The sequence below is a fragment of the Microbacterium sp. SORGH_AS_0421 genome (genome assembly GCF_030818635.1).
Taxonomy (GTDB): domain Bacteria; phylum Actinomycetota; class Actinomycetes; order Actinomycetales; family Microbacteriaceae; genus Microbacterium.
The window spans coordinates 1,473,109-1,488,637 of sequence record NZ_JAUTAO010000001.1; the positions used below are offsets into that span (position 1 = coordinate 1,473,109).

Sequence of the window (15,529 nt, forward strand, 5' to 3'; positions counted from 1 at the left end):
CGTAAACCGGCCCCCCGGTTCAAGCCTCTTGCGCAATTTGAAAGATGACAAAACTCTCATCTTTATCCCCGGTGAACCGCGGAAAGAGCAACACGGGCCCGCGCGAGACGGATACGCTGGTGCGGTTGCGGCCCGTGGGCCGGAGGGCGCGAGAACGAGGGGGACCGTTGAGCGCGGAAGTGATGCAGGGGCGACGCGTCGCGTTGATCGACGGTGATTCCCGCTTCGATCTGGTGGTTCCGTTGCGAGCCCGCGTCGACGACGTGCTGCGCGCCGCCGGTTCCGACACCGCGCACGGCACTCGCGTGGTGGGCATCTCCGGCCGCGAGATCGACCGGGCGACCGTGATGACCTCGCTCGACGACGGCGTCATCCTCGTCCTCGTCGACCCCGGCGCCTCGTTGCCCGACGCCGTCGCTCGCGCCGCCGCGGCGCCGAACGCCAGGCGTGTCTCGGCCGTATGGTGGGTGCTCGCGGCGGGAGGCGGCATCCTGGCCCTGCTTCGTCTGGTCGGCGGTGACGGTCTGTCCCCCTCGGTGCGCGTGCCCGTTGCGATGCTGGCCCTTCTCGCGGCTCTCGTCGCGGGCGCCGTCTTCGCCCTGCGCGCTCGCTCGCGAACGGCGATCCTCGCCCCCGTCGTGGGCGTCATCGCGTTGGCGTTCGGCGGCGGGGTCGCCGTCGTCCCGGGCCTTCCTGCCGCCGCCCCCCTCGTCGCGGTCTTCACGGGGCTGCTCGCCGCCGCCGTCGTCGCCGGAGTCATCGGCGTGCTCGGGGCCACCGAGACGCTGCGCGCGCAGAGCCGTACCGCGACGATCGTCCTCGCGGTGCTCGCCGCCGTGTGGGGCCTCTCGCTGCTGATGCACCTCGATCCATCGGCGCCGGCGGCCGTGACTCTCGGCCTCGTGCCGGTCGCGCAACGCGTGCTGCAGTCGAGCCTCGTCGACGTGGCCCCGGGTACCTTCATCGACTACGGCCGCTTCCAGAGCACGCGGTGGACGGTGCGGCAGAACCTCCCCGACGAGGTGCGCACGATCGAAGCCGACGACGCCGACGCGCTGGTCGAGCGCTCCACGGCCCGCCTCACGATCGGCGTGGTGCTCCTGATCGCCGCCGGGGCTGCCAGTGCCTTCACCGCGCTGCCGACCTTCGACACCGACAACCCGGTCGTGCTCGGCGGGCGCATCGGGCTCGCCGCCACGGTCGTCCTCGCTCTCTTGCTCAGCTCGCGTCGCAGCACCGTGCCGTTCCTGCGCTGGGTGGAACGTCTGGGGGCTGCCGCCGTGGTGGTCGCCGTGCTGATGGCGTTGTTGCCGAGGGTGTCCTCCGACATGCTCGTCGTCTTCGCCGGCATCCTTCTGCTGGTCGGTCTCGGGTCTTCCCTGTTGGTCGTCCCGGTGGGTCGCGGCCTGCGTTCTCTCGGCTGGTCTCGCACCGGCGACATCTTCGAGGCGCTGGCCACGGCCCTGTCTCTTCCGGCGGGCATGCTCGCCGCCGGAGCGGTGGAGATCGCGCGTGCGATGATGGCGACATGACGCAGCTGACGCCATTCGGCGCGCCCGCGACGGTGGGGGTGCGCATCGGAGCCTTCAGCGTCGACGCGGCCCTCGTGGTCATCGTCTCGGTCGTGGCATCCCTCCTGGCATCTCCCGTGTTGGGCGCGGCGGTCGCCGCCGAGGCGTTACTCGGCCTGTGGATCCTGCAGGCGCGACGCGGCCTCACCCCCGGCGCCCTGCTCTTCGGTCTGCGCACCGCGCGCGTCGAGGAGCCCGTCGTCCCGGGCGCCGGGCGGGCCTTCGTCCGCGGCCTTCTCGTGGTGCTCGGCGGCTTCGTGCTGCTGGCCGGCGCCTGGGTCGTCGTGGCCTCGGCGGCGTTCGACAGATCGGGCCGTCGGCGTTCCTGGGCCGATCGTGCCGCGGGAACCGTTCTGCTGTCCGTTCCCCGCGGAAGACAGGCTCCGGATGCCGATGAGCCCCGCGCCCTGTCGGAGCCGACGGTGCAACGCACCGGCGCTTCCCGCGAGCCCCTGCGGATGGACGCCTCGGCGGCGGCCCTGCCTCTCGCGCCGTCCTGGGACGCCCCCATCGTCGCGATCGAGGCGCCCAGCGTCGCGGGTGAGCGGCCCGCGACCATCGCCCCCGAGCCCGCCGCCCCGACGCCGAGCGCTCCGGTGCGAACCACGGGTGTCGGCCGTGCGCAACTGCTCGTCGTCTTCGACACGGGGCAGCGCGAGCAGTTCGACCTGCCCGCGGCCGTGAACTTCGGTCGCGCCCCCGTGGCCGACCAGCCGAACGACGTGCTGATCTCGGTCGACGACCCGGACCGTCTGATCTCGAAAACGCACCTGCGCCTCGAGCATGACGGCGAGACGGCGTGGGTCACCGACGCGGGGTCCACCAACGGATCCGAGCTGATCGACGACGACGGCACCGTCCACGTTCTCCGCCCCGGTTCGCGCACCCTGCTCGAGGAGGGCACCCGCGTGCGCCTCAGCGAACGCGTCTTCACCCTGAGTCGTCTGATCGGAGGTCCGGTGTGAGCACGGGTCCGCGCATCGCCCCGCCGTCCCTGCCCAACGGGCGGATCGTGCTCCAGCCGCCGCCCGAGCTCGTCCCGAACGAGGGGGGCAGCGGCATCCTGACCTCCCTCCTGCCGATGCTCGGCAGCGTGGGCGCCATCGTGATGGTGACCATCTCGAACAGCGGGCCGACGGGCTTTCTCATCGGCGGCATGTTCCTGCTGTCGTCGCTCGGCTTCGTCGCGGTGAACGGGTGGCGTCAGCGCGCCCAGCGCAATGCGCAGGTGCTCGGCAACCGGCGCGAGTACCTCGCCTACCTCTCCGACCTGCGTGACACCGTGCGTGTCGCCGCCCGCAAGCAGCGCCGTCACGGTGGGTGGATCATGCCGGCTCCGGCCGCGCTGCCCTTCATCGCCGAAGAGCGCTCGCGCGTCTGGGAGCGCCAGCCCGGCGACGAGACGTTCCTCCTTGCCCGTATCGGGGTGACCGACCAGCCGCTCAGCCTCACGCTCGAGGCGCCCGAGCTCCCGCCGCTGGCCCAGCTCGACCCGGTCGCCGCTTCGGCCGCGCACCGCTTCATGCTCACGCACGAGATGCAGCGCGACCTGCCGCTGGGCTTCCCCCTCGGCGACTACTCGCGCATCGAGCTCGTGGGCTCCGACGAAGACGCCGTCCGCAGCCTGGCTCGCTCGCTCGTGGCCTCCGCGGCCACTCTGCACGACCCCGAGGACGTCATCATCGCGATCCTCGCCGGTCCCGCGCAGATGCCCGCGTGGGACTGGGCGAAGTGGCTCCCGCACGCGATGTCCTCGCGCGTGCAGGACCGGCTCGGGCCCGCGCGCATGATCTCGGCATCCCTCGACGAACTCGTCGACATGCTGCCGCCGCAGCTCTCCACACGTCCGCGATTCACGCCCGGTGGCGGGGTGACACCGCACGTGGTGCTGATCGTCGACGGCGTCGAGACCCCCACGAACAGCCCGCTCGTCGGGCTCGAGGGTGCGCAGGGTGTCACCGTGATCGACCTCCCCACGCGTTGGGACGAACTCGACGACCCCCACGTTGCCCGTGTCGCGCTCGCCGAAGCACCCGTGGTCGCGCGAGGCCGCCGCACCGAGAAGAAGCCCGTCTCTGTTCCCGCCGAGTTCATCGACGGAGCGGGTCGGGCCCAGACCTTCATCCCGGATGCCATGACCGTCGCCGAGGCCGAGGCCACCGCCCGACGGCTCATGCCGCTGCGGCCGGCGCCCATGGTCGTCGTCGATGCGCCGACCACGCAGGGTCAGCTGGAGCTCACCGAGCTCCTCGGCCTGCCCGATGTGCGGACGGTGAACTTCGACCAGGCGTGGACCCGCCGTCTCGAGCGCGACCGCCTGCGCGTGCCGATCGGCCAGGAGCCCTCGGGCGCGCCCCTCGTCCTCGACCTGAAGGAGTCCGCGTCGCAGGGCATGGGCCCGCACGGCGTGATGGTCGGCGCGACCGGTTCGGGAAAGTCCGAGGTGCTGCGCACGCTCGTGCTGGCCCTCGCCATGACGCACTCTCCCGAACAGCTCAACTTCGTGCTCGTCGACTTCAAGGGTGGTGCGACCTTCGCCGGTATGGCCGAGATGCCGCACGTGTCGGCGGTCATCACCAACCTCGGCAGCGAGCTGGCTCTCGTCGACCGCTTCCAGGACGCCCTGCAGGGCGAGGTGGTGCGGCGGCAGGAGCTGCTGCGCGCCGCGGGCAACTTCGCGAACGTCGGCGAGTACGAGACCGCGCGTTTGGGCGGTCGGTCCGACCTCGCTCCCCTTCCGGCCCTCCTCGTCGTCGTCGACGAGTTCTCCGAGCTGCTGACGGCCAAGCCCGAGTTCGTCGACAGCTTCCTCAACATCGGTCGCGTCGGTCGATCTCTGCACGTCCATCTGCTGCTGGCATCCCAGCGTCTCGAAGAGGGCAAGCTGCGCGGTCTCGACACGTACCTGTCGTACCGGATCGGTCTGCGCACCTTCTCGGCCGCCGAATCGCGCACGATCATCGGCACGCCCGATGCGTACACGCTGCCGCAGGAGCCCGGCGTCGGCTTCCTCAAGAGCGACACCGAGAACCTCGTGCAGTTCCGCGCGGCGTACGTCTCGGGGCGGCCGAAGGGCAACGCCCGTCTGAACGTCGACGACCCCGAGTCGGAGGCGACTGGGCCCGCACGCGTCGAGGTCTTCACCGCTCTCGCCCAGCCCGACGACGACCCGGTCGAAGAGACGACGGATGCCAGCCCCGCAGCCATCGCGACCCCGGCGACCGACAAGCGTTCGACCTTCCAGATCGCCGTCGACCGCATGAAGGACCGCGGTCCCGAGGCGCACCAGGTGTGGCTCCCGCCGCTCGCGGACCCCGCCCCGCTCGACGAGCTCATGCCCGACCTCGCGGAGGACCCCGCCCTCGGTCTCGTCTCGCGACGCTGGCGCGACGCCGGCGCCCTCACGGTGCCGATCGGTGTCGTCGACATCCCGCTCGAGCAGCGCCGCGACCACCTCACGGTGTCGCTCGGAGGTGCGGCCGGTCACGTCGCGATCGTCGGTTCGCCGCTGAGCGGCAAGTCGACCCTCGCGCGCACGCTCGTCTCGGCCCTGGCGCTGACGGGAACCCCGCAGGAGTTCCAGTTCTTCGTGCTCGACTTCGGCGGCGGTGGCTTCACCGCCATGCAGCAGCACCCGCACATCTCCGGTGTGGCCACCCGCACCGAGCCCGAGGCCGTCCGCCGTGCGATCGCCGAGGTCGAGGCCGTGCTCGATGCGCGCGAGCAGTACTTCCGCCGCAATGCGGTCGACTCGATCGAGACCTACCGCTCGCGTCGGCGCGAGGGGCGTCTCGACGACGGCTTCGGCGACGTCTTCCTCATCATCGACGGGTGGTCGACGCTGCGGTCGGAGTTCGAACCGCTCGAAGCGCGCGTGCAGACCATCGCCGCGCGCGGCCTGAGCTTCGGCGTGCACGTCGTCGTCACCGCGAACCGGTGGCTCGAAATCCGCGCCAACCTGAAGGACCTCATCCAGACGCGTCTCGAGCTGCGCTTGGGAGATCCCACGGACTCCGACGTCGACCGCAAGCAGGCGGCCAACGTGCCGGTGGGGCAACCGGGCCGCGGGCTCGCCACGTCGAAGCTGCAGATGCTCACCTCGGTCCCTCGCATCGACGGGTCGGACGACCCCTCGACCATCGCGGACGGCGTCGCCGACATGATCGGCAAGATCACGAACGCCTGGCACGGGGAGCCGGGTCCCAAGCTTCGCCTGCTGCCCGAGAACATCTCGCTCGACGAGGTGCGCGCTCTCGCCGAACCGGGGGATCGTCGCATGCTTCTCGGTATCGAGGAGGCGCAGCTGTCGCCCTTCGGGATCGACCCGCGGGTGGAGCCGCACCTCTTCGTCTACGGCGATTCGGGGATGGGCAAGTCGTCGTTCCTGCGCGGTGTGGCCAAAGAGATCCAGCGGCTGTACACCCCGGCCGAGGCGAAGATCTTCGTCGTCGACTACCGGCGCGCTCTGCTCGGCGAGATCCCCGACGAGTACCTCGGCGCGTACCTGACCTCTCACGACCTGGCCACGGGCGGCATGAACGACCTGTCGCAGTACTTCGCGACGCGCATCCCCGGGCCCGACGTCACGCCGACCCAGCTGCGCGAGCGCAGCTGGTGGAAGGGCGCCGAGGGCTTCATCCTCATCGACGACTACGACCTGGTCGCCACCAGTCAGGGCAACCCGATCGCGGTGCTGCAGCCGCTGCTGGCACAGGCAGGCGACCTGGGGCTGCACGTCATCCTGACCCGGCGGTCGGGTGGGGCGAGCCGTGCCGCGTACGATCCGATCATCCAGCGCTTCACCGACCTGGGCGTCACCGGCATCCTGCTCGGCGGCAACCCGGAAGAGGGGGCGCTCATCGGGCGCGTGAAGCCGGAGCGGGCGGCGCCCGGCCGTGCTCAGATCGTCAGCCGCGAGCAGGGACTGCTCGCCTCCCAGCTGGTGTTCTCCCCGCCGTCGCACTGATCCGTCGTTCCTCCCCAGGAGCGATTCCCGCCCCGGTGTCCCCCGACGGATGCCGGGGCGGTGTGCGTGTCGGTGGCCCGGGTTACCGTTGGGGGGTGAGTTATCCCGGCGCCGCATCCGAGTCGTACGCCGACGCGCCGCCCGAGCCGTACGACCTCCCCGAAGATCCCTATGCCGGGGCCGATTGGGACCCCGATCAGTTCGCACCTCCCGAGGACTTCGACGCGCCGCCGCCGCCCGTCGACCCGTCGTCGTCATTCGCTCGTGCCGCCGCGGTCACCGGCACCGCACGAGAGCTCCCCGCCGTCCGCGACTTCACGGGTCGCGACCCGCGCGAGGTCCTGCACGAGGTCTACGGGTACGACGCCTTCCGCGGCGACCAGGCCGAGATCGTGCAGCACGTGGTCGGCGGCGGAGACGCCGTCGTGCTCATGCCGACCGGCGGCGGCAAGAGCGTCACGTACCAGGTGCCCGCGCTCGTGCGGCCGGGCACCGGTCTCGTGGTCAGCCCGCTGATCGCGCTCATGCACGACCAGGTAGAGGCCCTGATCGCCAACGGCGTTCGCGCGGGCTACCTCAACTCGACACAGGCGCCCGCCGAGCGGCAGGCCGTCGAGCAGGCCTACCTCGCCGGAGAACTCGACCTGCTCTACGTCGCCCCCGAGCGGCTCAACGGCGCGCCGACCCTCGCGTTTCTCGCTCGCGGTCGCCTCAGCGTCATCGCCATCGACGAAGCGCACTGCGTGTCGCAGTGGGGCCACGACTTCCGGCCCGACTACCTCGCCCTCGGCGACCTCGCCGACCGCTTCCCCGACGTCCCGCGTATGGCGCTCACGGCGACGGCCACCCCGGCCACCGCCCAAGAGATCGTCGAGCGTCTGCGCCTGCGCGACGCCCGCGGGTTCGTCGCCAGCTTCGACCGACCCAACATCCAGTACCGCATCGACGCCAAGGTCGATCCGCGTCGCCAGCTCGTCCAGTTCATCCGGTCGCAGCCCGAGGGCTCTGCGGGCATCGTCTACGCCCTGAGCCGTAAGAGCGTCGAGCAGACGGCGGCCTACCTCAGCTCGCAGGGTCTCGACGCCCTGCCGTATCACGCGGGTCTCGACGCCTCGGTGCGCGCAGCGAACCAGTCACGGTTCCTCCGCGACGACGGCGTCATCATGGTCGCCACGATCGCCTTCGGCATGGGCATCGACAAGCCCGACGTGCGCTTCGTCGCTCACATCGATCTGCCCAAGTCCGTCGAGGGCTACTACCAAGAGACCGGTCGCGCCGGCCGCGACGGCGACCCGTCGACCGTGTGGATGGCCTACGGGCTCGGCGACGTCGTGCAGCAGCGCCGCATGATCGATCAGTCGCCCGGCGACCGTTCGTACAAGATGAGGCTCGGGCAGCACCTCGACGCGATGCTGGCCCTGTGCGAGACGGTCGGATGCCGACGGCAGAACCTCCTCGACTACTTCGGGCAGCGATCCGAGCCCTGCGGCAACTGCGACACCTGTCTCACCCCGCCCGACACGTGGGACGGCCTCGTCGCGGCGCAGAAGCTGCTGTCGACGATCGTGCGCCTCCAGCGCGAGCGTGGTCAGGCCTTCGGCGCGGGCCATCTGATCGACATCCTCCGCGGTGCGAAGACCGAGCGCATCGCCCAGCAGGGACACGATCGGCTCAGCACCTACGGGCTCGGGGCCGACCTGTCGGACCAGGACTGGCGCAGCGTCATCCGTCAGCTCCTGGCTCGAGGGATCATCGCTGCCCAGGGAGATTACGGCACCCTCGCCCTCAGCGAGGCGTCCGCCGGTGTCCTGCGCGGTGAGACCGCGGTTCCGCTTCGTCGCGATGCCCTCGGTCGCACGGGCGGCGGCGGTGGCTCGAGTCGCGCACGCAAAAGCAGCGCCGACGACGTGGCCGCCGGTGACCGCGACCTGTTCGAGGCGCTGCGCGCGTGGCGTGCCGAGAGAGCGCGCGAGCAGGGCGTCCCCGCGTACATCGTGTTCGGCGACGCCACCCTGCGGGCGATCGCCGCCGCACGCCCGAGCTCCGTGGGCGACCTCGACGGGATCACCGGCATCGGCGCCAAGAAGCGCGAGGCGTATGGCGACGGCATCCTGACGGTGGTCGCCGCGAACTGACGGCGCCGCGCCCGGGTGGTCTGGACGCCCCGTACCCGGCGGCCCGGATCCCGCCGCGGTCGCGCGCCTTCGCTCGGACCCTGCTCCCGCCGCGAGCTACTGCGAAACGGCATCTCGCTGACAAACCGGCGACACCTCGCTAGCGACTCGTCAGCGAGATGCCGTCTCGGGGGCTCGACCGCGCGACCCGGGCGAGCGGTACGCACCGACCCCACGGCATCCGCCGCGCTCAGCGCGCTCACGGGAATGTTGACCACCCACAACGACTCGTCGAAACGGGAGGCGGGGGCGTTGTGCACATCTCACAGGTCGTTTGGGTGCACGTTGTGGAAGACCTACCGTATGAAGCGTCCTTTGCAACGTCGAAAGGTGCCGAAGATGACCGACGCCGCCGTCCGTCCCACCACGCCCGCCACGAGCACGCGTACTCCCGTCGGAGGCGCGCCCACCGCGCCGCACACCGCCGCCGAAGCGGCCGAAGGCCGCATCGACACCGAGCGTGTCACCGACCTCCTGCTCGGTACCTGGGGTGACACACGCCGCCAGGCGCGCGAGATGATCAAGGACCCCGCGCTGTGGCGCGACGACAGCTTGGGAATGGACGCGCACCGCGAGCGCACGCTCAGCCAGCTGCACCTGCTCGTTCAGAACAAGGCCGTGCACCGTGCGTTCCCCAAGCGCCTGGGGGGCGAGGAGAACAACGGTGCCAACATCGCGGGCTTCGAGGAGCTCGTCGCCGCCGACCCCAGCCTGCAGATCAAATCCGGCGTGCAGTGGGGTCTCTTCGGTTCGGCCGTTCTCCAGCTCGGTACCCGCGAGCACCACGACAAGTGGCTTCCGGGCATCATGAGCCTCGAGATCCCGGGCGCCTTCGCGATGACCGAGACCGGTCACGGATCCGATGTCTCGGCGATCGGCACCACCGCGACATACGACCCCGAGACCGAGGAGTTCGTCATCCACACGCCGTTCCGCGGGGCGTGGAAGGACTATCTCGGCAACGCCGCCCTCCACGGCAAGGCGGCCACCGTGTTCGCACAGCTCATTACCCAGGGCGTCAACCACGGCGTGCACTGCTTCTACGTGCCCCTGCGCAACGAACAAGGCGACTTCCTCCCCGGTATCGGCGGCGAGGACGACGGTCTCAAGGGCGGGCTGAACGGCATCGACAACGGGCGCCTGCACTTCGACCAGGTGCGCGTCCCCCGCACGAACCTGCTCAACCGCTACGGCGACGTCGCCGCCGACGGAACGTACTCGAGCGACATCGCCAGCCCCGGCCGTCGCTTCTTCACCATGCTCGGCACGCTCGTCCAGGGCCGCGTCTCGCTCGACGGGGCCGCCGCGTGGGCCTCGGCCATCGGCCTCATCATCGCCGTCACCTACGGCAACCAGCGGCGCCAGTTCGACTCGGGCAACGGCACCCCCGAGGTCACCCTGCTCGACTACGGCAAGCACCAGCGTCGGCTCCTGCCGCGCCTGGCGACGACCTACGCCGAGATCTTCGCGCACGACGAGTTCCTGCAGAAGTTCGACGGCGTCTTTAGCGGGCGCCTCGACACGGACGCCGATCGCGAAGACCTCGAGACGCTCGCCGCCGCGCTCAAGCCGTTGTCGACCTGGCACGCCCTCGACACCCTGCAGGAGTCTCGCGAAGCGTGCGGCGGCCAGGGGTTCCTCTTCGAGAACCGTCTTGTGGGCCTGCGCGCCGACCTCGACATCTACGTCACTTTCGAGGGCGACAACAACATCCTGCTGCAGCTCGTCGGCAAGCGACTGCTCGCCGATTACGCGAAGCAGTTCAAGGGCAAGGATGCCAAGCAGCTCGCCGCCTTCGCGGTCGGTCAGACCGCCGGCAAGCTCTTCCACGGTGCCGGAATGCGCCAGCTCGGGCAGGCCGTCAGCGACTTCGGTTCTACCGCCCGCTCCGTCGAGAAGGGCCTGCGTGCCGAACAGCAGCACGAGTTGCTCGCCGGTCGCGTGCAGCAGATGATCGCCGACATCGCGGGGCGTCTGCGCCCGGCATCCAAGCTCTCCCGTGAAGACGCGGCCGCGCTGTTCAACGAGAACCAGGCGCAGCTGATCGAGGCCGCGCGTGCCCACGGTGAGTTGCTGCAATGGGAGGCGTTCACCGACGCCATCAACCGCATCACCGACCGCGACACCCTCACGGTGCTGACCTGGTTGCGCGATCTCTTCGGCCTCCAGCTCGTCGAGAAGCACCTCGCCTGGTACCTCATCAACGGGCGCCTCTCGGCACAGCGGGGTGCGGCCGTGTCGAGCTACATCGACCGGCTCTGCGCTCGTCTCCGCCCGCACGCGCAGGACCTCGTCGACGCCTTCGGCTACGGTCCCGAGCACATCCGCGCCTCCATCGCATCGGGTGTCGAGAACGACCGTCAGAACGAAGCCGCGGCGTACTACGCCGCGCAGAAGGCCGCGGGCACCGCTCCGATCCCGGAGAAGAAGCCCGCCAAGTGACGCGCGAGGCGGGCGGTGGTCAGAGGGGGGCACCGCCGTCCGCTTCGCGCTCCGACTCGCGCAGAGCGATGTCGGAGCTCCGCTCTAGCCTGGGGGGATGAGCGACCTTCTGATCGGCGTCGACGGCACCGCTCGCTGCGCGTGGGCAGGTGCCGATGCCGAGTACCAGCGGTACCACGACGAAGAGTGGGGCACTGCCCTGCGCGGTGACCGCAGGCTATTCGAGAAGATGAGCCTCGAGGGCTTTCAGGCCGGTCTCGCCTGGATCACGATCCTTCGCAAACGCCCGCGCTTCCGCGAGGTCTTCCTCGACTTCGACCCCGCGGAGGTCGCGGCTTTCGGGTCCGATGACATAGAGCGTCTGATGCAGGATGCCGGCATCGTCCGCAACCGCGCGAAGATCGAGGCCGTGATCGGCAACGCCGCCCTGGTCACCCGGATGGGGGAGGGCGAACTCGATGCCCTGCTGTGGTCCTTTGCACCCGCGGAGCACACGCCGCCGGCGACCTTCGCCGAGGTTCCCGCGGTGACACCAGAGTCGACCGCGATGAGCAAAGAACTGCGTCGCCGTGGCTTCCGGTTCGTCGGTCCCACCACCATGTACGCGCTCATGCAGTCCTCGGGCATGGTCGACGACCACGTCGCCGGGTGCTGGCGCGCCGCCGCCTCCTGACCGGTTCGGCGGGGTCGATGTGCTCCGGGCCGCCTCGCACGGGTAGACTGCAGCGTGGAGCTTTCGCTCCCAGCGTCGTCGAACGCACCGGCCCCTTCTTCTCGGGCCTTTGACCTTCACGGCGAACGGATGCGCCACCCGGCGCCTTCGCCCATGCAGCCGCAGCATCGCGGCATCCCGAATCGCCGTGCGCGCGTGCGCCGCGGCTGGAGTATTCATGACGTCCCAGACTTTCGCCGACCTCGGCGTGCCCGCCCCCCTCGTCGACGTTCTCGCCTCGCAGGGCAAGAACGACGCGTTCCCCATCCAGGCCGACACCCTGCCCGACACGCTCGCCGGGCGCGATGTGCTCGGTCGCGGCAAGACCGGCTCGGGAAAGACCCTCGCCTTCTCCCTGCCCCTCGTCGCGCGTCTCGCCGGCAAGAACGACCGTCGCCGTGGACGCAAGCCCCGCGCGCTCGTGCTCGCCCCCACCCGTGAGCTCGCGAACCAGATCGACGAGGTCATCAAGCCCCTCGCCGCGGCCTACGGCCTGGTCACCACCACCGTCTACGGCGGCGTCAACCAGAAGCGTCAGGTCGACGCGTTCAACGGCGGTGTCGACATCCTCGTCGCGTGCCCCGGTCGCCTCGAAGACCTCATCGGCCAGGGCCACGCGAGCCTCGACGACGTCGAGATCACCGTGCTCGACGAGGCCGACCACATGGCCGACCTCGGCTTCCTGCCGGGCGTCACGCGCCTGCTGTCGCGCACGCCCGCCGGCGGACAGCGTCTGCTGTTCTCGGCGACGCTCGACAACGGCGTCGACAAGCTGGTGAAGCGCTTCTTGCGCAACGAGGTCCTGCACTCGGTCGACGAGGCGCACTCGCACGTCGCGGCCATGACCCACCACGTCTTCGCCCCCGCCGATGCCGACGCGAAAAAGGACCTCGTGCAGACGCTCGCCTCGGGCACCGCCCGTCGCATCCTCTTCATGCGCACCAAGCACCAGGCCAAGAAGCTCGCCAAGGCGCTCACCGCCGCCGGCATCCCCTCGGTCGACCTGCACGGCAACCTTTCGCAGCCGCAGCGCGACCGCAACCTGGCCGCCTTCGGCGACGGCCGCGCCAAGGTCCTCGTCGCCACCGACGTCGCCGCCCGCGGCGTGCACGTCGACGGTGTCGAGCTGGTCGTCCACGTCGACCCGCCCGTCGAGCACAAGGCGTACCTGCACCGCTCGGGTCGTACGGCGCGCGCCGGTACCGCCGGCGACGTCGTCACGATCATGCTCCCCGAGCAGCGTCGTGACACCCTCGACATCCTCCGCAAGGCCAAGATCTCGGCCACGCCCACCGCGGTGACCCCGACCTCTCCCGAGGTCGTCGCCCTCGTCGGCGAGGTCGCCCCGTACGTCAAGCCCGAGCCGGTCGTCGCTCAGCCGCAGGGTGGGGGACGCTCGCAGGGCGCCAACGCTCAGCGCAAGCGCGCCGAGCGCGCGCAGGGTGGGGATGCCGCCTCCGCCGGTGGCGGACGCCGTCGTCGTGGCCGTGGTGCCGGTGGCCAGTCGACCGACGCTCCCGCCGCAGCCGGTCACGCGCCCCAGGGCGGCCGTGGACAGGGCCAGCGTTCCGGCGCCGGCCGCGGTGCGGGTGCCGGTGGCGGACAGCGAGCCGGTGCGGGCGCCTCGCGTTCACAGGGCGCGGGCCGCTCGGCATCCGGCAGCCCGACGACGGGCATGGTCGTGGGAGCACGCAGCCCCCGCACCAACCGTCGCGCCCAGGGCTGATCCTTGCTTCTCGGTGCCCCCGTGGATTCGTCCACGGGGGCACCGTCGCGTCTACGGACGGTCGTGTGCCGTGGTCGCCGGCGCGGGGTCGCGTGCCGTCGTGCGGAGTGCGGTTCCGACGCACCGGTTCAGGATGCCGTGGCCACCGGGGCCGGGTCGCGTGCCGTCGTGCGGAGTGCGGTCCCGACGCACCGGTTCAGGATGCCGCGGGCGCCGGGGTGGGGTCGCGTGCCGTCGTGCGGAGTGCGGTCCCGACGCACCGGTTCAGGATGCCGCGCGCCCGGCGTTTCGGCCTGGACTCCGCCTGACGGCCCGGAGTCGAAGCCGGCCCTCAGCCGCGCGGGGGAAGCGTCGCGTCGTGCAGGTGACGGTCGCCGTGCGAGAGCACCTTGACGATGACGCCGCGCCGACGGAGATCGGCGACCGCGCGGGTCTCGTCTTCGCGCGTCAGCCCGAGCGCGTGGATGCTCGCGACGACGAGCACATCGCCGCGGGTCAGCGTCCCGAAGAAGCGGTCGAGCCGGTTCGCCCAGCCCTCGAGCGTCTCGGGCGCGGGGTGACGGAAGCCCTCGATCGGCACGCCGAAACGTGTGAGGTCGTCGCGCTGCTGCTTGACGGTCTCCATGTCGGGGCGCGAGACCACCAGCCCGACCAGGCGTGAGCCCGCGGGCCGCGCACGCCACCAATCACGGTCGCTCTGCAGCTCGGTGAAGCATTTCGGGCACTCGGCCGCCGCGTGCGCGAGCGGCACGGGGCTGGTCCCGGCGGCATCCGCAGATGACGGCATCGTCGGGATCGGATCGCTCATGGAAACCTCCGCGTTCATTCTGCCGCATGATCCTGCGAAACGTCCCGCGTGCTGCTCCGGAGCGCGATGTCCCGTTCCCCGTCGCCGGCATGTCGCGCAGGGTGCGGCCTGCCACCCTCCCGGCGGTGCAAAGGGGCACGGCTCGCCTGGACGACTGCCTGCGGGGCGCATCCACCTCCTGGCGCCGGCATGTCCCACGAGGTGCGGCCCCGCCGCCGGCGGCACGAAGTGGGACACGGACTCCGGAACACGCACGGTGGGCCCGCCGCGTGCGCGACGGGCCCGCACGCGGTCGGCTCAGTGGGCGGAGTAGCCGCCGTCGACGAGGTGGTAGCTGCCCGAGATGAACGAGGCCTCGTCGCTCAGGAGGAACAGGGTGAGCGCGGCGACCTCGGTGTCGGTGCCGAGCCGGCCCGTCGCGTGCTCGCCCTCGAGGTGGGTCAGCGCCTCGGGCGAGAGCCCCGAACGCACGAGAGGGGTGTCGATGAAGCCGGGGCCGACGGCGTTCGTGCGGACGCCCTGGGCGGTGTACTCCAGGGCCGCGACCTTCGTCAGGCCCACGAGGGCGTGCTTGCTCGCGACGTATGCGGCGTTCTGGGCGATGCCCACGGAACCCAGCACGGATGCCATGTTCACGACCGCTCCGCCCCCGGAGGCCACGATCGCGGGGAGCTGGAATCGGAGCCCGTAGAAGACGCCATCGAGGTCGACGGCGCGCACGCGATCCCACGCCTCGATGTCGTAGTCGCCGATGTTCTGGGGCGCGGCGCCGATGCCGGCGTTGTTCACGGCGAGGTGAAGACCGCCGTAGGTCTTCTTCGCGAACTCCACGGCAGACTCGGAGTCCTGCCACTTCGCGGTGTTCTGGGCGAACGCGGTGGCGCTACCTCCGACGACGGTGATCTCCTGGGCGACGCGCTCCGCGGCATCCAGGTTGATATCGGTGACGACCACCGACGCGCCCTCCCGGCCGAGCTGCCGCGCGATCGCGGCTCCGATTCCGCTTCCTCCGCCGGTGACGAGGGCGACTTTCCGAGTGAACCTGCTCATGGGTGCTTCTCTCTCGCCGTCGAGTCGCCCCGGCTTTCGCGGTGACCGCATGCGCGTGAATGAAAACGATCCCCGGGTGC

At 70.8% G+C, this 15,529-nt stretch carries 9 protein-coding genes; 7 read left to right on the forward strand and 2 right to left on the reverse strand.

What is annotated here, in order from left to right:
- Positions 1 to 167: 167 nt before the first annotated feature.
- From QE416_RS06980 to QE416_RS07010, 7 genes are all read left to right on the forward strand, one after another.
- Positions 168 to 1,532 (forward strand): hypothetical protein, encoded by a 1,365-nt coding sequence (locus tag QE416_RS06980; protein ID WP_307314722.1) that lies wholly within the window; start codon positions 168 to 170, stop codon positions 1,530 to 1,532.
- A complete protein-coding gene (locus QE416_RS06985; RefSeq protein WP_307314724.1) occupies positions 1,529 to 2,536 on the forward strand; it encodes an RDD family protein in 1,008 nt (335 codons plus the stop codon). Before QE416_RS06980 ends, QE416_RS06985 begins: the two co-directional genes overlap by 4 nt.
- Positions 2,533 to 6,537 (forward strand): type VII secretion protein EccCa, encoded by a 4,005-nt coding sequence (gene eccCa, locus QE416_RS06990; protein ID WP_267789271.1) that lies wholly within the window; start codon positions 2,533 to 2,535, stop codon positions 6,535 to 6,537. The genes QE416_RS06985 and eccCa overlap by 4 nt, the downstream gene beginning before the upstream one ends.
- Positions 6,538 to 6,632: 95 nt before the next feature.
- Positions 6,633 to 8,672: a DNA helicase RecQ gene (recQ, locus tag QE416_RS06995; RefSeq protein ID WP_307314726.1), complete on the forward strand. Its 2,040-nt coding sequence runs from the start codon at positions 6,633 to 6,635 to the stop codon at positions 8,670 to 8,672.
- Positions 8,673 to 9,050: 378 nt separating this feature from the next.
- Positions 9,051 to 11,153: an acyl-CoA dehydrogenase gene (locus tag QE416_RS07000; protein WP_267789273.1), complete on the forward strand. Its 2,103-nt coding sequence runs from the start codon at positions 9,051 to 9,053 to the stop codon at positions 11,151 to 11,153.
- A gap of 97 nt (positions 11,154 to 11,250) precedes the next feature.
- Positions 11,251 to 11,826: a DNA-3-methyladenine glycosylase I gene (locus QE416_RS07005; RefSeq protein WP_307314731.1), complete on the forward strand. Its 576-nt coding sequence runs from the start codon at positions 11,251 to 11,253 to the stop codon at positions 11,824 to 11,826.
- Between the two features lie 217 nt (positions 11,827 to 12,043).
- Positions 12,044 to 13,591 carry a DEAD/DEAH box helicase gene (locus QE416_RS07010; RefSeq protein ID WP_210072450.1) on the forward strand — a complete coding sequence of 516 codons (1,548 nt, stop codon included), beginning with the start codon at positions 12,044 to 12,046 and terminating at the stop codon, positions 13,589 to 13,591.
- Positions 13,592 to 13,922: 331 nt separating this feature from the next.
- Here the strand turns inward: QE416_RS07010 and QE416_RS07015 are convergent, their stop codons facing one another.
- On the reverse strand, positions 13,923 to 14,399 hold the full coding sequence (locus QE416_RS07015; RefSeq protein WP_210072449.1) for a dehydrogenase: 477 nt from the start codon (positions 14,397 to 14,399) through the stop codon (positions 13,923 to 13,925).
- 297 nt (positions 14,400 to 14,696) lie between these two features.
- Positions 14,697 to 15,449, reverse strand: coding sequence for an SDR family NAD(P)-dependent oxidoreductase (locus tag QE416_RS07020; protein WP_307314734.1), 753 nt, complete (start codon positions 15,447 to 15,449; stop codon positions 14,697 to 14,699).
- Positions 15,450 to 15,529: the final 80 nt, after the last annotated feature.